12 protein-coding genes, 2 tRNA genes, 1 other RNA gene and 1 pseudogene are annotated in these 18,438 nt (G+C 40.0%); 5 read left to right on the top strand and 11 right to left on the bottom strand.

The window, feature by feature from the left end; all coding sequences use genetic code 11:
• Positions 1 to 54: 54 nt before the first annotated feature.
• The 6 genes from F8M47_RS02485 to uvrA all read right to left on the bottom strand — a co-directional run bounded on the left by F8M47_RS02485 (position 55) and on the right by uvrA (position 10,950).
• A complete protein-coding gene (locus tag F8M47_RS02485; RefSeq protein ID WP_150538639.1) occupies positions 55 to 2,190 on the bottom strand; it encodes a TonB-dependent siderophore receptor in 2,136 nt (711 codons plus the stop codon).
• A 276-nt stretch (positions 2,191 to 2,466) separates the two neighbouring features.
• Positions 2,467 to 4,467 (bottom strand): ABC transporter permease, encoded by a 2,001-nt coding sequence (locus F8M47_RS02480; protein ID WP_150538638.1) that lies wholly within the window; start codon positions 4,465 to 4,467, stop codon positions 2,467 to 2,469.
• A gap of 93 nt (positions 4,468 to 4,560) precedes the next feature.
• Complete coding sequence (locus tag F8M47_RS02475; protein ID WP_150538637.1) at positions 4,561 to 5,592, bottom strand: ABC transporter substrate-binding protein; 1,032 nt, start codon at positions 5,590 to 5,592, stop codon at positions 4,561 to 4,563.
• Between the two features lie 215 nt (positions 5,593 to 5,807).
• Positions 5,808 to 7,307, bottom strand: a complete 1,500-nt coding sequence (locus F8M47_RS02470; protein WP_150538636.1) for a helicase HerA-like domain-containing protein — start codon at positions 7,305 to 7,307, stop codon at positions 5,808 to 5,810.
• Positions 7,308 to 7,372: 65 nt separating this feature from the next.
• Complete coding sequence (locus tag F8M47_RS02465) at positions 7,373 to 7,801, bottom strand: hypothetical protein (RefSeq protein ID WP_150538635.1); 429 nt, start codon at positions 7,799 to 7,801, stop codon at positions 7,373 to 7,375.
• 320 nt (positions 7,802 to 8,121) lie between these two features.
• A complete protein-coding gene (gene uvrA / locus F8M47_RS02460; protein WP_150538634.1) occupies positions 8,122 to 10,950 on the bottom strand; it encodes an excinuclease ABC subunit UvrA in 2,829 nt (942 codons plus the stop codon).
• A gap of 150 nt (positions 10,951 to 11,100) precedes the next feature.
• On the opposite strand from uvrA, the gene F8M47_RS02455 reads away from it, so the two are divergent.
• Positions 11,101 to 11,625, top strand: coding sequence for a single-stranded DNA-binding protein (locus F8M47_RS02455; protein WP_150538633.1), 525 nt, complete (start codon positions 11,101 to 11,103; stop codon positions 11,623 to 11,625).
• A gap of 202 nt (positions 11,626 to 11,827) precedes the next feature.
• An RNA gene (gene ffs / locus F8M47_RS02450) (signal recognition particle sRNA small type) lies at positions 11,828 to 11,925 on the top strand.
• Positions 11,926 to 12,065: 140 nt separating this feature from the next.
• Here the strand turns inward: ffs and F8M47_RS02445 are convergent.
• Positions 12,066 to 14,009: an LTA synthase family protein gene (locus F8M47_RS02445; RefSeq protein WP_150538632.1), complete on the bottom strand. Its 1,944-nt coding sequence runs from the start codon at positions 14,007 to 14,009 to the stop codon at positions 12,066 to 12,068.
• A 71-nt stretch (positions 14,010 to 14,080) separates the two neighbouring features.
• Entirely contained in the window at positions 14,081 to 14,869 is a 789-nt protein-coding gene (locus tag F8M47_RS02440; RefSeq protein ID WP_150538631.1) for an MOSC domain-containing protein, read from the bottom strand.
• A gap of 170 nt (positions 14,870 to 15,039) precedes the next feature.
• On the opposite strand from F8M47_RS02440, the gene xseB reads away from it, so the two are divergent.
• Together xseB and ispA are read left to right on the top strand one after the other, a co-directional pair.
• Positions 15,040 to 15,264 carry an exodeoxyribonuclease VII small subunit gene (xseB, locus tag F8M47_RS02435; protein WP_150538630.1) on the top strand — a complete coding sequence of 75 codons (225 nt, stop codon included), beginning with the start codon at positions 15,040 to 15,042 and terminating at the stop codon, positions 15,262 to 15,264.
• An 8-nt stretch (positions 15,265 to 15,272) separates the two neighbouring features.
• Complete coding sequence (gene ispA, locus F8M47_RS02430) at positions 15,273 to 16,166, top strand: (2E,6E)-farnesyl diphosphate synthase (protein ID WP_150538629.1); 894 nt, start codon at positions 15,273 to 15,275, stop codon at positions 16,164 to 16,166.
• 94 nt (positions 16,167 to 16,260) lie between these two features.
• On the opposite strand, the gene lysS is transcribed toward ispA, so the two are convergent.
• The 3 genes from lysS to F8M47_RS02415 form a co-directional block, all read right to left on the bottom strand.
• A complete protein-coding gene (gene lysS, locus F8M47_RS02425; protein ID WP_150538628.1) occupies positions 16,261 to 17,763 on the bottom strand; it encodes a lysine--tRNA ligase in 1,503 nt (500 codons plus the stop codon).
• A 190-nt stretch (positions 17,764 to 17,953) separates the two neighbouring features.
• Positions 17,954 to 18,027 (bottom strand) — tRNA-Cys (locus tag F8M47_RS02420).
• A gap of 17 nt (positions 18,028 to 18,044) precedes the next feature.
• A tRNA-Gly gene (locus F8M47_RS02415) sits at positions 18,045 to 18,120 on the bottom strand.
• A 237-nt stretch (positions 18,121 to 18,357) separates the two neighbouring features.
• Here F8M47_RS02415 and F8M47_RS12200 point away from each other — a divergent pair.
• Positions 18,358 to 18,438, top strand: a pseudogene (locus F8M47_RS12200) (transposase); the annotation flags it as partial.

The following is an 18,438-nucleotide window of genomic DNA, read 5'->3' as shown; positions in this document are numbered from 1 at the left end:
GCTATTTTGAAAAAAAGACAAGCGGTCAAAATCCGACCGCTTGTAAATGATGAATTAGAATGAATATTCCATATTTGCCCAATAGGTGCGTGGCATACCTAACACTGCGAAGCTCCGATCATACAAACCACGTTGGATCTGCCAATAGTGTTTATTAAAGGCATTCTCTACCCCACCTCGTAATGTCAAAGTTTGTTTATCAGCAACTTTCACCACATATTTCGCGCCAAAATCGACGGTGGTGTAAGATGGTAAACGATAGTTGGCTTTCGTATCTTGATACGATTTACCATAGTATTGTAAGGCTGCATTCAGAGTTAAATTACGCATAAACGGAGTATCCCATTCTACATTTGCTTTTGCCATCCAGCGTGGGCTAGTTACTTGGACACCATCTACAATTTGATCTGCATAGGTTGGAAAATCAAATACTTTCGCTTGATTATAAGTTAAACCTAAGGAAGGACGTAGGCTGTTATCTAGCAAACTTGCATAAGTATTAAATTCAATACCACGATTACGCTCTTTACCGTGTTCTTTACCTGCTAATGCACTCAATCGTGCAGTATTACCACGCACGATACCTGGGCGACGAATTTCATAAGCACTTAATGTCGTGGTTAGCCAGTTATCCCAGTTTTTACGCACACCGACTTCAATTTGTTTGCTCACTCTAGGGCTATTCATCTCCCCCGTTTCTGTATCAATTTTCCCTGGTTCTAAATCTTCTAAATAATTGGTGTAAAGTACTAAATCTGAATTTGGCACATAAGCTAATGTCACCATTGGACTAAAGCGGTCTTTTTTCACTTCTGTGTCAGCTTTACGATCCTGTTGTTTGATCCATTGAAAACGACCACCTAACGTTAAACGAATGGTGTTATCAACCAAACCTAATGTATCGGCAAAAGCCAAGCTATGCGCACTTAGTTTTGAATCTGTACCTTGCGTATTAGCACTTAAATCAAAGTCAGTGAGTTCGCTAAACGTTGGTGCATAAATCGAGCCGCCTGTAATTGAACCATTAGTACGACGGCTTTGATCGTGATCTCGTTGACGCACCACCGAGTCAAACGCTAAATTCCAGTTATGCAATACTGAACCTGTTTCAAAATCGCCCTGTAACTTTAGATTACCGCTTGTAGTACGAGAGCGGAAATCGATTCCTCGAATACCAGTAACACTAAAAGTACCATTTTGGCGCAGAGCAGTAATCTGCCCAAATGCACCTGAATAACGAGATTCCATATGCCCCAAGCCGCCCGATAACATCATTCCAAATGGTAGATCGTATTCGAATGTCCCCATAATCATTTCGTCTTCAGTGGTTTGCCCAATCCAATGTGGATTTAAATTGGTTTTGCCATTTGGCGCTGAAGGAATAGTATAAGCCAGATTTTGCATATCTTGTACGCGCGCCCGCCCGCCATCGGTATCACGTTTGCTGTACATATAATCCACACCAACACGCCATTGCTCGCCGCGATAATCTACACCAATAGCAAATTCTTTATTCATTTCATCATAATCATTGCGGGCAGTATTGCCGTCACGATATTTACCGTTGACACGCACACCCCACTCTTTATTCGCTCCGAAACGACGCCCGAAATCAAACGATTCTTGTAAACGATTATTGCTATACCAACCAAACCCAATTTTATTAATATCTTCATCGGTGGCACGTTTGGTTTCAATATTCATTGAAGCACCAGCAGAACCTTCAGGATCCATGCCCGTTGTTACCGTTGAAGCACCTTTAATTAGCTGGGCTGAAGCCACCGCCACGGTTGGAGAATGATAAGTCGAATATAACCCTGCCAAACCATTTACACTCACTTGGCGCATGTCTAATTGAAGATTACGCACATACACACCTGATAAGGTATTGGTTTCACCGCCAAAATTCATCACCGAAGCATCTGTTTTAGCAATCGCATCAACCACATTACGAGGTGCTTTATCTTCAAACGCATTTTCAGCGTAATTCACCACCGAAATCGGTGAAGTAAAAGCGGTTTGTCTACCGAGCAAACTTAAATTCACAATTTCTTTTTGCTTATCGCCTGCTGCTTTTGCTCTCTCAAATTGCGCACTCACATTAACCTGCTCCAACGTTATGTCTTCAGCAAATACTTGAGTAGGTAACGCAAATAATGCGCTATAAATGATGCTGTGTTTGAATTTCATACTGATACATCCATAAAAATCATTAATAAAATCAAGAATTGATAGATACAATTTATTGAAAATCATTATCAATAATATAGTTTTATCATACATATGTTTCACATAGAAATCATCTTTAATCGATAATTATTTATTTTTATTTACAAATTAATTGGCAAAATAAAAACCACGCAACCGCTTGATTACACGTAAGAAAATCTCGTGTAATGAAAGTATTGCGTGGTTCAAATTTGCAAAATTTATGAACAATTCGACCGCTTGTAATATGTAAATGGATTAAATCCGTGGTTTGTCTTTCATTAACCAACTAAATAAGCCGATAATCAACATCATCACCACAATCAACGTTGCACCGTAGGCAACTGCTAGCCCATAAGCACCATCCTCTACTCGATTAAAAATATAAGAAGTTGCAACGCTCGTTGAAGGCGATACCAAAAACACAATAGCGCTAATCGTGGTCATTGAGCGCACAAAACTCGTTACTAGCGCAGATAAAAATGCTGGTTTTAGCAATGGCAGGCTAATAAACCATAGCGTTTTTAGTGAGCTTACTCGTAATGAGAATGAAGCTTCGTCTAGTGATTTATCAATTTGTTGAAGTGCAGCCATACAAGCACGCATTCCAATTGGCATATTGCGTGTAACCATAGATAACACAATAATAGCGCCTGTTCCCGTTAGATAAAGTGGCGAATGATTGAATGCCAACACATAAGACAGCCCTGCCACCGTACCTGGTACCGCAAAACAAAGTAAGGTAATAAATTCTAGCATCTGTTTTCCTACAAAGTTTCGGCGCACAATCAAATACGCAATCAACAAGCCCAAAGTGGCGCTAATAGGTGCGGCAATTAACGAAAATAATACCGTTTGAATCAGCGACGGAAAGGCACCTTGATCCAAACCTTGCCCAAATAACTTACGATAATTCTCAAACGTAAAGCTATGATCTACCCCCCAGTTTAGCGTGAAACTGCCATAAAAGATCGATCCATACAATAAAGTCGTAAAACCAATCCACAGCGTGAGTATGCAAAAAATGAGCCTTTTTAGACCGCTTGGTAGCGGTTGAAAATGCGCTTGATAACCTCTCCCTACTTGGGTGACATACGAACCTTTACCAATCCAATAATACTGAATCAGAAAAAACAGCAAGGAAAAACTAAGCAAAATAGTACCTAAACCGCTGGCTGCGCCATAATCTAATTGTGTCCCCACAATATAAAAGTAAATTTGGCTCGCCAATACATCAAAATTGCCACCCAGTACAAATGGTGTACTAAAATCCGCTAACGATTGCACACTAATCACTAAAAAAGAATTTGCCAGCGCAGGCTTTAACAACGGAAGTAGTACAAAACGGAAAGTTTGGTAACCATTCGCCCGCAAACTGTAACTTGCTTCTTCAAGTGTCAGATTCGATGATTTTAATGCGCCTTCTAAAATCATAAACGCCATTGGAGTAAACGCTAAGGTATGAGAGAGCGTAATCCCCGTAAAGCCATATAGCCAATTAGCATTAAAGGCAAAATGCGTCACCAGAAAATCGGTAATATAACCAGAACGCCCTAGCATTAAGCTGATACCCAAGCTCACCACAAAAGGCGGTGTCACCATAGGCAAAATAGAAAAAAATCGGCTTAACATACGGCTACGAACATTCGCCATACGGGTAGTATACAGTGCGAATAACAAGCCCAGCATGGTAGATAGCACACCAACCGTCATAGCCACACTAAGCGAGTTCCAAATCAGATTGAATAGATAGTGTTGTTTAAGTACCGCCAAGCTATTTTCTGCACTGAACATATTGCTAAAAATAGCACCTATCGGATACAAGATAAATAATGTTACGGTTGCCAATACAGTAAGTAAACTGACGATCATAAATCGATCGCCTTGCAACACTTTTAAGTTTACTAAGGCATTGCTACTCATTGCCAGCAATGCAAACACGTAAAAAATCAGCGCATAACCAAAACGAAATTTCAGATAAATCGCAGAAGCTAACAAAAAGAGTCCGAGTAGCAATACCAACGCTAATTCAATTCGGCTACGTAAATTAAGATTCGTAATATAACCAAGTACAGGAAAAATCAGTAAAGCACCAAACCAAAGCCAGCTAATATTCGGGTGGCTCCAGCCCATTGCCACTAATAATTCCGTCTGCGTAGCGCCAAATAATCCGTAATCAAGTGCGGATGTTGGTAGGCAAATAAATGCTAAAAAAGCGATTGAGATCCAAAAATAATGATGAGAAAGGCGTTGTAACATAGGGTTTGAAATGAAGTTTACCAGCGGTCAAATTTCCTGAAAAATTTGCAAATTTCTCGCGAAATTTAACCGCTTGCATCAGAATATATAAAACTATTTAGCTAATTTAATTTCAGTAAGCCATTTATCAATCAAACGTTTACCTTCTGCACTTGAACCAAATTTATCAAAATCAAAATCCAATAAATCTAATTTTTTCGGATCTACTGAATTTGGCGAAGCTTTCGCATTTACATTGGTTGGAATTTGGTACACACCATGCTCACGCCATGGCAATTCTTGTGCCTCCGCACTGAGAATATAATCCATAAAGCGTTTGGCATTATCTAAATTACGAGCATTTTTAATAATACTCGCACCACCAAGCGCATAACCTACTTTACCTTCAGGAATTACCGTTTCCACAGGCGCTCCTTTTTCCTTTTCAGTCGCATAGGCATGAACAAAACCAATACTTGCCGTGCTTTCCCCTCGAGCAAGATTGGCAGTCACTAAATTACTTTTCACATATTGTGAGACATTTTCATTTAATTGCTTGAGATATTCGAAGGCTTTTTGTTCACCCAATGTTTGAATAAGCGTTGCCATAATTGTATAGGTCGTGCCTGATGAGCGAGGATCTGGCAATTGAATTTCGTCTTTAAATTTAGGATTAAGCAAATCTTGCCAAGTTTGTGGCGCTGTTACACCTAATTTTTGTAATTTTTCCTGATTCACCCCAAAACCAAGCACCAACATATAAATAACCGAGGTTTTATCACCTCGTTTTTCCATCAGCGATTTAAATTGAGGCAAAATTTCCGCCTGTTTTGGCGAACGATAGCTTTCTAATAAACCTAACTCTCCTGCTTGGAAATGCGGTTCAATGGTGCCTCCCAACCAAATATCTGCTTGAGGATTGTCTCTTTCCGCTTTAATTTTACCGAAAATTGTACCTGTACCACCGTGAATAAACTGGGTTTCCACTTGAAATTGCTTAGCAAATTTTTGGGTTAAATTTTCACACACTTCATTTTGTACCGTACAGTAAACGGTTAAGCGTCCTTCTGCTTGCGCACTGTTTACACTGAATAATGCCGATGTTGCCGTAGCAGTTATGGCTAACGCCTTTAGTTTTGCTTTCATTCTCGTTATCCTTTTATTTTAGTTTGTGAAAAATATGCGTCATTCTCAAGATAAACAGACATGATTTAAAGTGTCAGAAATCAAGATTTTAATAAGGTCAGATTTACAATAGCAAAATAAAAACCACGGAACCATTGCTTACACTGTTCGTGTAAGCAATGGTTCCGTGGTAAATATTCGGAAAAACTTAACCGCTTATCAGGCAAAGCAGACCGCTATTTAGTAATTGCGCCTAAGATGCCCCGCATAATTTGTTTCGAAACTTGGTTAGTGAGTTTTTTTGCCACTGATTTAGTTACTTCACTCACAACTTGTTCAGTAATGGTTTGATCTTTTTTCTTTTTCCTGCCGAAAATTGAAGCAATCACCCCACCAAAGAAATCACTCTCTGCTTCTGCTTTTTCTGCTTCCGCTTGTTGTTGTGCTTGCTCTACTTGAGCCGCTTGTGCATTTAATAATTCATATGCTGATTCGTTATCCACATATTGGCTGTAATACGCATATAAATCATCTTGTTGCACCAGCGCCGCACGTTCAGCCGTTTCAAGTGGTGTTAATTGACTTTTCGGTGGATAAATATAGGCAATTTCAACAGGTGTTGGCATACCTTTTTCATCTAACACCGAAATCAACGCTTCACCCACACCAAGCTGAGTGATTGCTTCAACCACATCCACATCTTTATTGGCTCGAAATGTTTCTGCCGCAGATTTGACCGCTTTTTGATCACGTGGGGTAAACGCACGTAAAGCGTGTTGCACACGGTTACCTAGCTGACCTAAGACCGAATCAGGTAAATCTAATGGGTTTTGCGTAACAAAATATACACCCACACCTTTAGAACGAATTAAACGTACTACTTGCTCAATTTTATCGACCAATACTTTTGGTGCACCATCAAACAATAAATGTGCCTCATCAAAAAACAGCACAAATTTCGGTTTTTCAGGATCGCCCACTTCAGGTAAAGTTTCGAATAACTCTGCCATAAACCACAATAAAAATGCACTGTACATACGAGGCGAATTGATCAGTTTTTCAGAGTTAAGTACGTTAATCACGCCTTTACCGTCACGTGTTTGCATCCAATCTTGTAGATTTAATGCAGGTTCACCAAATAAATTGGTTGCGCCTTCATTTTCAAGTGCAAGTAATGCACGTTGGATTGCCCCAACACTCGCCGCTGAAACATTGCCGTATTCCACTTGGAATTCTTTGGCATTTTCTGCCACAAATTTTAGTAACGCACGTAGATCTTTCAGATCAATCAGCAGTAAACCTCGATCATCCGCTACACGGAAAACAAGATTAAGCAAGCCTTCTTGCGTTTCATTTAAATTTAATAAACGAGCAAGTAACATTGGCCCCATTTCTGAAATAGTAGTGCGTAACGGAATGCCCGTTTCACCAAATACATCCCAATATGAAACAGGATAGCCACTTAAATAGCTTTCACCGCCTAATTGGAATTGCTCAATACGCTCTGCAATTTTTCCTGAAAAACTGCCCGCTTGTACAATACCTGAAAGATCGCCTTTTACATCGACTAAAAATACAGGCACTCCATCATCACTGAATGCCTCTGCAAATTTGCGCAAGGTAACCGTTTTACCCGTTCCCGTTGCTCCTGCAATTAAGCCGTGACGGTTTGCCATTTTAGAATTTAATGAAATTGTTTGCCCTGTTTTACTTTGGGCGAATGCATATTGTGCCATATTGGATACTCTTAAATAATGACGTTTATCGTAGGACTTTCGCCCCTAAATTGAACCGCGCCATTTTATGCTTTTTTTACCCCAACTTTAAAGCCTTTTTCCCAATTTTGTTGGAATTGGTTTGCGTTGGAAAGTATTCCCTTGCAATAACTCACACGCTGTTGATACATCGACTCTTTTTGGTTCGTAAAAGAATAGCCAACTCGGTAGCCATCCAAATACCAATCATCAGCATCATGACATTGTGTGGTATTGATTCTGCGATGTTTTGCGGTGGATTTTACCGCTGTTTTGGGCTGTTTTTGTGTTTGCGTATAAGTAACTGCAGTTGGCTCTGGATAGCCTTTTGTGACTTGTACACCTTGACGCTGTTCTGCTTTGAACAGTTTTCCTAAATTACTTAGATCTTCTAACACGGTTTGAGAATCAGCCGCGCCACAAGCACTGAGTAAGAAAGGAACCGCTGTGAATAATGTTAATTTTAGTTGTTTCATTTCTACTCCAAACGTCTATCAAGCATTCGATAGACCCCTTAAACACCACAAAAGTGGTATGACCTCAATAAAAAGCGCACAAATTTACAATAAATTTTACGCTTTGTAAAAGTAATTTTTAAAAATGAAAACCATTAAAAGTTTGTTGAAAAGGGAGAAATTAGCAAGTAGCAAGCGGTCAAATTCCCTCAAAATTTTACCGCTAAATATCGTGATAACTTGGCAAATTGATTAACAAATAAAAAAACCACGAAGTGCACTGAGAATAGGATAAACCCCGTACATTTCGTGGTTAATTTTTGCCAAAACCCGACCGCTTATTAACCTTTTGCCAAGATTTCTTTTAAGAATCTTGCAGTGTGTGAGCGTTTGTCCTGCGCCACTTCTTCTGGCGTGCCTGTTGCGATAATTTGTCCACCGCCCGAGCCGCCTTCAGGACCTAAATCTACAATCCAGTCTGCGGTTTTAATCACATCCAAATTATGTTCGATCACCACAATAGTATTGCCTTGGTCACGCAATTTATGTAGCACTGAAAGTAACTGCTTAATATCAGCAAAATGCAAACCTGTGGTCGGTTCATCTAAGATATAAAGCGTTTTACCTGTATCACGTTTTGAAAGCTCAGTGGCTAATTTCACTCGTTGTGCTTCCCCACCTGAAAGAGTGGTTGAAGATTGCCCTAAACGAATATAAGAAAGCCCTACATCCATCAATGTTTGCAATTTACGAGCAATCGCTGGCACAGGTGCAAAAAACTCTCTCGCTTCTTCCACTGTCATATCTAACACTTGATGAATCGTTTTGCCTTTATAACGGATTTCAAGTGTTTCTCGGTTATAGCGTTTGCCCTTACAATGATCACAAGGCACATACACATCAGGCAAAAAGTGCATTTCGACTTTAATTACGCCATCACCTTGGCAGGCTTCACAACGTCCGCCACGCACGTTAAAGCTAAAACGCCCAACATTATAACCTCTTGCTCGCGCTTCTTGCGTCCCCGCAAACAATTCACGAATCGGCGTAAATAGCCCTGTATAAGTCGCAGGGTTTGAACGAGGTGTACGCCCAATCGGACTTTGGTCAATATCAATCACTTTATCAAAATGCGCCAAGCCATCAATAGATTTGTAAGGCGCCACATCGGTGCGTTCTGCTCTGTTTAGTGCATTTTGTGCGAGTGGGAAAAGCGTATCATTGATTAAAGTCGATTTACCTGAACCCGACACCCCTGTAATACAAGTAAATAAGCCAACGGGGATTTCAAGCTTCACATTTTTCAAATTATTACCACTTGCACCACTTAATGTCAGTAGTTTTTCTGCATTATATGGCACACGTTTGGCTGGAATCTCAATTTTCTGCTTGCCTGATAAAAAATGCCCTGTAATCGACTCTGGCACTTGCATAATCTCTTTTGCCGTGCCTTGGGCAATCACTTGCCCACCATGCACGCCTGCACCTGGTCCAATATCCACAATATGATCAGCGGCTCGAATGGCATCTTCATCATGCTCAACCACAATTACGGTGTTGCCTAAATTACGCAAGTGAATAAGTGTATTCAGTAGACGTTCGTTATCACGTTGGTGCAAACCGATAGAGGGTTCATCCAACACATACATCACCCCCACTAAACCTGCACCAATTTGACTGGCTAATCGAATACGTTGCGCCTCGCCACCTGATAGCGTTTCTGCTGAACGAGAAAGCGAAAGATAGTTCAACCCCACGTTTACTAAAAACTGCAAACGTTCACGAATTTCTTTTAAAATTTTCTCAGCGATTTTCGCTTTTTGTCCAGCTAAATCCAGTTGTTCAAAAAATTCTAGGGCTTCGCCAATTGATTTTTCAGAAACCATCGGCAAATTGGTTTTATCTAAAAATACATAACGAGCTTCACGACGTAAGCGAGAACCTTCGCATTCTAAACAAGGACGATTATTGATATATTTCGCTAATTCCTCACGTACCGAATTAGATTCGGTCTCTTTATAACGACGTGCCATATTATTTAGCACACCTTCGAAAGCATGCTTACGTTTTACTTTATCGCCTCGGTCATTCACATAAACAAATTCAATCTCGTCTTTTGAGCCGTTTAAAATAATTTCACGCTGTTTTTTGGTCAGTTCTTTAAATGGCGTATCGAGCGAAAAATCATAATGATCAGCCACCGATTTTAATAAGCCGAAATAGTAAAAACTACGACGATCCCAACCTTTAATTGCACCACTTGCCAGCGACACATCAGGATTTTGCACCACTTTATTTGGATCGAAGTATTGCTCTACGCCCAAACCATCACAAGTTGGACAAGCACCCGCTGGATTGTTAAATGAGAACAAACGAGGCTCTAATTCATGCAGTGAATAGCCACAATGCGGACAAGCAAAGCTAGATGAAAAGACAATTTCTTCTGCATTTGGATCGTCCATATCCGCAATAATTGCAGTCGAACCCGATAAATCTAATGCGGTTTCAAACGACTCTGCTAAGCGAGTTGCAATATCTTCTCGCACTTTAAAACGATCCACGACCACTTCAATCGTGTGTTTTTTCTGTAATTCTAACGCTGGCGGATCAGATAAATCACAAATTTCACCGTCAATACGCGCACGGATATAACCAGAGGCGGTCAAATTTTCCAATAATTTTACATGCTCACCTTTACGCTCTTTCACTACAGGCGCGAGCAACATCAAGCGTTTGCCTTCTGGCTCTTCCATCACTCTATCCACCATTTGCGAGATGGTTTGAGCCGCCAATGGTAAATCGTGATCTGGACAACGAGGCTCACCCACACGAGCAAATAATAAACGCAAATAGTCGTGAATTTCGGTAACTGTACCAACCGTGGAACGAGGGTTATGCGAAGTAGATTTTTGTTCAATAGAAATCGCTGGCGAAAGCCCTTCAATATGATCAACATCTGGCTTTTCCATTAAAGAAAGGAATTGGCGAGCGTAAGCAGAAAGCGATTCCACATAGCGACGTTGCCCTTCCGCATATAACGTATCAAACGCCAAAGACGACTTACCTGAACCAGATAAGCCTGTAATCACAATAAATTTATCACGAGGGAGAATTAAGTTGATATTTTTAAGGTTGTGGGTTCTTGCCCCACGAACATCAATGTACTGCATAATTAGTTGCTCTCACTAAAAAATTGTTTTTATTATCGCATATTTTAATTAGCTGTACAAAATATCAGTTTTAGTGCGTGCATTTTTTTGAATTTCAGGTAGAATACCGCACAAATTTCACAGCACTTAATTCATAAACAAGAGGATTTTATGGCAGGTATTAATAAAGTTATCATCGTGGGTAATTTAGGTAATGATCCTGAAATGCGCACTATGCCAAACGGAGAAGCCGTTGCAAATATTAGCGTAGCAACCAGTGAAAGTTGGACTGATAAAAATACAGGTGAACGTCGTGAAGTTACAGAATGGCATCGCATTGTATTTTATCGTCGCCAAGCTGAAGTGGCTGGTCAATATTTACGTAAAGGCTCTCAGGTTTATGTTGAAGGTCGTTTAAAAACACGTAAATGGCAAGATCAAAACGGTCAAGATCGCTACACTACAGAAATCCAAGGCGACGTTTTACAAATGTTAGGCGGTCGTAATCAAGGTGGTGATTTCGGTGGTAATCAAGGCGGTTGGGGTAACTCTGCACCCGCTCCACAACAAAACTATAACCAAGGCAACAGCGGTTATGGCTACGATCAAACGGCAAGTCGCCCTGCTCCACAAGCAGCAAAACCAACTCAAGCAGAACCGCCAATGGATAACTTTGACGACGATATTCCATTCTAAGAATTCGCACTTTATATTGAACAACCCGACAATACTGTCGGGTTTTCTTTTGGTTTCGAGTAAGCGGTAAAATTTGCCCAAAAACTAACAAAATCTGACCGCTTGTCGAGTGATTAAGAATAATCGCTTGCCTTGCCATAAAATTTCTTTATAATAGAAATCCTTGCACATCACTTAAAAAGATGTGTAATCCGATGGGGCGTTATTGGTTCCTCGCAACAGTGTTCAGCTTACTTAGTCAGGTTCGGAAGAAAGCAGCTTGGGTTGAAATTTCTGTGTGCCGAGGGTTGCTGGTAATGCCCCACCCTTTTTCTCCTGTCTCTTATTCCAAATATTCTAAAATGCCTTCAGTTCTCTCTAAAAAAGCAAGCGGTCAAATTTTATCTGAAATCCGCTCTTGCAAATTAAAGACAAATTCGACCGCTTATTGAGTAAACTGCTTATTCTTTTTCTACTTTGGGTAATTTATAAAGCTGATTTTTATATAAATAACTACCAAGCAATGCGTGTGCTAGTGCTTCTTTTTTCATCAACTCAGGCTGTTCTTGTGACGTTAAGCTATGCTCTGCTTTGTTATACACAAAACCTTGAATGGGCATATTCGGGCGCATTACCACCACCGAGCCATCACCTTTCATCATCGCCTGTGTTGCATCATATTGCATAAAAGCCCGATTTGGATTGACATCTTTAGTGAGATCGTAACCAATCATTGGATATTCACCACTAATGCCTGCTAGCGATAATAACGTGGTTGGCATATCAATTTGACTGACTAAGCGACCATCTCGTTTTGCTTCAATGCCTGCTCCAATAAACAATGCGGGAATTTGGAAATGCTGAATTGGCACTAAATGGTCACCTACAGCACGAGAGTCATGGTCTGCAATCACAAGGAAAATAGTGTCTTTCCAATAATCAGATTTCTTCGCCAATTCAAAGAAATGTCCAATCGCAAAATCGGCATATTTTGCGGCATTATTACGGGTTTGTTTCGGCTGTTCATACAATTCAATTTTGCCATCAGGAAACTCAAACGGATCGTGATTACTTGAGCTAAATACTAAGCTAAAGAACGGTTTGCCTTCTTTGTGCAATTGATTGAAGGTTTCATTAGCTTTATTAAATAAATCCTCATCGCTCACTCCCCAAGTTGCTTTGAACTTTGGATTTTTATAATCTTTTTCATCAATAATGCGAGTAAATCCATTGCCATAGAAAAAGCTCGCCATATTGTCAAAATGCTTTTCGCCACCGTAAATAAAGCTGGTATCGTAGCCTTGACGACGTAACAACTCGGCAATACTAAAGAAGTTGTTTTGACTTTTGGTTAATTTAACCACGGCACGAGCAGGCGTTGGGGTAAAACCAGAGGTGACAGCTTCAATACCTCGTACCGAACGAGTTCCCGTTGCATATAAGTTTTCAAATAACCAACCTTCTTTAGCCAAGCGGTCAAAATTTGGTGTGAGCGGTTTTCCTCCGAGTATGCCGACAAATTGAGCACCAAGGCTTTCTTCTAGCACAATCACAATATTTTTCTGTTTACCCTGATAGCTTGCTTGGTTATAAGTTAAAGTCGGAATTTCTGCTGAAATATAGTCAGAATCCGCTCTACCTCTAGCTTGTTTAACTAATGCGAACATTTCAGCTTCAGACATTTTGCCATACTGTTCGGAAGATTTGTCTTCATCTTTTAATTGCTGTACCGCATAAAGTACCGAATAGCCTGAACTCAGCACCAATGAGTTTACTAATGGATCACTCGAAAATGCCACCATTGCGGGGTTAATACCACGGTGTGCAAATGAAGAACGTCCGCCAATAAATACAAATGCGGCCACTAGCAACGCAATTAATGGACGGAATTTCCAGCTTGGAAAACGAATATTATTCGTTGCCCAACCAGAAAGTTTCCAATACAGTACAAAAGAACTCACACCTAATAATGAGCTCACAATTACCGACGTTAAATGCCCATTAATCAGCATACTAAAAACTTCTTTGGGATGAACCAGATATTCAATAAAAAGTCGATTTGGGCGTAAATCAAAGGTTTCAATAAAGTTAGGGGTTGCTGCTTCCATAAATAAGATGAAGCCAGAACCAATCGTAAGCCAAATACGCAAAATATTACGCCAGATAGCACCTAATTTATTGTTATTGAAGAGTAATGCAGTAAATAACGCAGGTAAGCCGAAAAGCCAGCAAAGTGCGGAAATATCAATGCGAATACCTTGTAAGAAAAGCGGTAACCAGCCATCAACGGCGGAAACACGTTCAGATTGCCACAGGCTAAGCCCGAGGCGAGATAAAGACAGTATGAGCAGATTGATCCCAACAAAAAACAGTATTGGGAACAACATAGAACGACGTTGTTCCATAATTTCTCCTTTTAAATTTCAAAATAAAGCGCAGACTAAAAATAGCCTGCGCGGATAGTACAGAATAATTATTAAGATTTTATTAAGACTTGATCGCCTACGCGAATAATTCCGCTATTTTGTGGCACTAAATGAATACCAAAAACAGGTTTACCTTTTTCATTAGTATGCTTTTGTTTAAGTGTACGGAAAGGCTCAAGATTTGGGTCGAGTTCCAGCGTATTAAGATCACGAGTGATCATCACACAGCGTGTACATAGCGCAGACTTGGAGAATAAAACCTCACCAATTTGAACCTGCTCCCACTGTTCTTCTTCAAACGCATAATGTCCATCCACTACAATATTCGGGCGAAAACGAGCCATTGAAATAGATACTGGAGACCATTGTTGTACTTGTTCAAGCGACTTTTCTGTCATCAACGACACAGGATTGCTATCGGCAAAACTTAATGGGTGATTTGCAGAATCCACCACTTCTCGCTGGCTATTTACCCCCAACCAACGAAGCTGAACTGCTCGCCCCAAAATTTCACTTAGCCATTGATTTACCTCTGTTTTCGCCACCCAAGAATTAAAGTGCGTCCCCCAAACTTCACTCGTCTGTAGCCGTTGGAAATCTTGGTAAAGCACCACACATTTTTGACCGCTTGTATGACAAATCATAATACCCGTTGCAAAAGGGAACACCGCTAAATTATATAGTTCAGCATCTTTGCGTGCCGTCATAAAAGTACCGTCTGTTTCGGTAATCATAAATTCTCGATCAAAACTCAATCCTTTGGGCTCCACAAAGGCTTGTTCTACCCGATATGCTTGAGTTGATTTAATCGGATAAAGATTTAATTGAGTGACTTTCATGGGTAAAAATTCCTTAAAATTTGACCGCTTGTGAGAAAACGTTGGCAAGATACCCAAAAACAGGTAAAAAGTAAAAGGAATTTGCAAATAAAGTATGGAAAAGCTAAACTTAGCCCCATTTCTCGCCCTATATTTTAGGCAATCGTTAGGTAATTAATTAGGTAATTAACATGGCTAAAAAACCCACGCAAGATTTTGAATCGACCCTAAAGGAATTAGAAGCAATTATCAGCCACTTAGAAACAGGCGACTTGCCTTTAGAAGAAGCATTAAATGAGTTTGAAACAGCGGTAAAACTTGTTCAACAAGGGCAAGAACGCTTACAAAAAGCTGAACAACGCATTCAAATTCTACTCAATAAAAACGAACAAGCTGTACTTTCTGATTACGAATAAAACGACCAATGAGCTACTCTCTTTCAACCGATCTTGCCGCTATTCAACAACGTATTAACGATTTTTTAAGTACGAAATTGCAAAGCTACCCTACTTATGGCTCACCATTGATTGAAGCCATGTCTTATGCTGTATTATTAGGTGGAAAACGTGTTCGTCCATTTTTAATTTATGCCACGGGTAGAATGTTAGGTGTTTCACTTGAACAATTAGATCACAGTGCTGGCGCAATGGAAGCGATTCACGCTTATTCTTTAGTCCATGATGACTTACCTGCGATGGATGATGATAAACTGCGTCGAGGTAAACCGACCTGTCATATTGCATTTGATGAAGCCACCGCAATTTTAGCGGGCGATGCGTTACAAAGTTTTGCGTTTGAATTAATTGCACAAGACACTTCGCTTACCGATTCTCAAAAAATATCACAAATTCAAGCACTTGCGCAGGCAGCTGGCGCACGAGGAATGTGCTTAGGACAAAGTCTAGATTTATTAGCAGAAGATAAGTCGGTTGCCTTAACAGAATTAGAATTGATTCACCGCAATAAAACAGGCGCATTAATTGTTGCTTCGGTATTAATGGGTTTTAATCTCTCGCAATATTCGCAAAATTTAACGATAAAACAACCGCTTGAACGCTATGCACAAGCTATCGGACTCGCATTCCAAGTGCAGGATGATATTTTAGATGTGATTGGTGAAACTGATAAAATCGGTAAAACTGTCGGCTCAGATGAAAACTTGCATAAAAGCACTTATCCGAAATTACTTGGTTTAGCAGGCGCACAAAAGAAAGCGCAAGATTTATACCAAATCGCATTAGACTCACTGGCAGAACTGCCATTTGATACTAGCGCACTAAAAGAACTCGCTGATTTTATCGTGAAACGCGAAAGTTAATTTGTAAAAAAACAGCTAATTCTAACCGCTTGTAACAGTCTTGTAACAGTAAAAAGGCACACTCGAAAGTGTGCCTTTGTTGTATCTACTGAAATTATTTCTGACGCATTGCAGGGAATAAGATCACATCACGAATTGATGGTGCGTTAGCAAAAATCATTGCTAAACGGTCGATACCTAAGCCTTCGCCCGCTGTTGGTGGTAAACCGTGTTCTAATGCCACAACGAAGTCTTCGTCTTTAAACATTGCTTCATCATCGCCTGCATCTTTTGCTGCAACTTGTGCATCAAAACGCTCAGCTTGGTCTTCTGCATCATTTAATTCTGAGAAACCATTACCGATTTCACGACCGCCGATAAATAATTCAAAACGATCTGTTACTTCAGGGTTCTCGTCGTTACGACGTGCAAGCGGTGAAATTTCCGCAGGATGTGCCATTAAGAAAGTTGGTTGAATTAATTTATGTTCCGCTACTTCTTCAAAAATCGCATTCACAACAGAGCCTAAACCCCATGATTTTTGGATTTCAATATGTAAACCTTTTGCGATTTCAACCGCTTTTTCAAAGCTGTCTAAATCTTCACGGGTAATACCGTTGCCGTATTTCACGATCGCATCGTGCATAGTGATACGCTCAAATGGTTTACCGAAATCAAATTCATATTCACCGTAAGGAACTATTGTTGTGCCAAGAATATCAATCGCTAATTTGCGTAATAACTCTTCGGTGTTATCCATTAAATCGTGGTAATCCGCATAGGCTTGATAGTATTCAATCATGGTAAATTCAGGATTATGGCGTACTGAAACACCCTCGTTACGGAAGTTACGGTTTAATTCGAATACACGCTCAAAACCACCCACAACTAGACGTTTTAAGTAAAGCTCTGGCGCAATACGTAAATACATATCAACGTCTAATGCATTGTGGTGTGTTACGAATGGTTTTGCTGCCGCACCACCTGGAATCACCTGTAACATTGGCGTTTCAACTTCAATAAAGTCTTTTTCTAAGAAGAATTGGCGAATACCAGAAACCACTTTTGAACGAATCATAAAAGTGCGGCGAGACTCTTCGTTAGAAATTAAATCTAAATAACGCTGACGATAACGGGTTTCTTGGTCTGTTAAGCCTTGCACTTTGTTTGGTAACGGACGAAGAGATTTAGTTAATAATTCCACTTCTGAACAACGCACGGTTAATTCGCCTGTTTTGGTTTTAAAAAGCGTACCAGACACACCTACGATGTCGCCTAAATCCCACATGCTCACTTTATCTGCATATACACCTTCGGCAAGGTTATCACGTGCAACATAAAGCTGAATTTGACCGCTTACATCTTGAATGGTAAAGAAAGAGGCTTTACCCATTACACGTTTAAGCATAATACGGCCAGCAACTTTCACTTGAATATCTTGTTCTTTTAACGCTTCGCCATCGATTTCATCGTACTGTGCGTGTAATTTTTCTGCGTAAGCATCACGACGGAAAGTATTTGGGAATGGATTACCTTGTTCACGTAATTTTGCTAATTTCTCACGGCGCGCTAACATTTCGCCATTAAGATCTAGTTCTTGGTTTTCAACTTCAGACATCTTTTAACCTTTTGCTTGATAAATTCGAAAAATGAATGCGATTATACGTGATTTTACAGCTTTTTGGTAGGAAACAAGCGGTCAAATTTTCTGAAAATTTTCCATTTTGCCAATAAAAAAGATCAAGAAATAGCGTAATAAAATTAATAATTCAAACTTAATGAAAGAAGTAATTGAAATGGTAATTTAATGGAGGCGTGTACCGGAGTCGAACCGATCTACATGGATTTGCAATCCAGTGCATAACCGCTTTGCTAACACGCCATATTGAAGAGATAAAATGGAGCGGGAAACGAGGCTCGAACTCGCGACCCCGACCTTGGCAAGGTCGTGCTCTACCAACTGAGCTATTCCCGCTTTGATTCGTTGTTCGTAAGGAACGAGGTGCATTTTACGGATTTCCAGAACTATGTCAAACACTAATTTCATTATTTTATTTCAAATGATGAAAAAAAGATCACAGCGTTGAAAATTTAATAAATTTGGTGCTAATTCATTGATTTTATATGTCCATTTATCTTTTTAGTAGCTTGCCCGTGTATATAAAAATGATCTGCACCCCAAAACCTGGACACCTAATTTGAGGTGCAGATTATGTCTTATTCTTATCAATTTCGTTTAAACATTATCAAACAAGTGACCGAACAGGATTTGGGTATTCGTGAGGTCGCTAAA

Origin of the sequence: Actinobacillus vicugnae (genome assembly GCF_901687125.1) — a bacterium.
Taxonomy (GTDB): Bacteria; Pseudomonadota; Gammaproteobacteria; order Enterobacterales; family Pasteurellaceae; genus Actinobacillus; species Actinobacillus vicugnae.
Note: the sequence above shows the minus strand (reverse complement) of the source record. Positions and strands in the feature narration are given on the sequence as shown.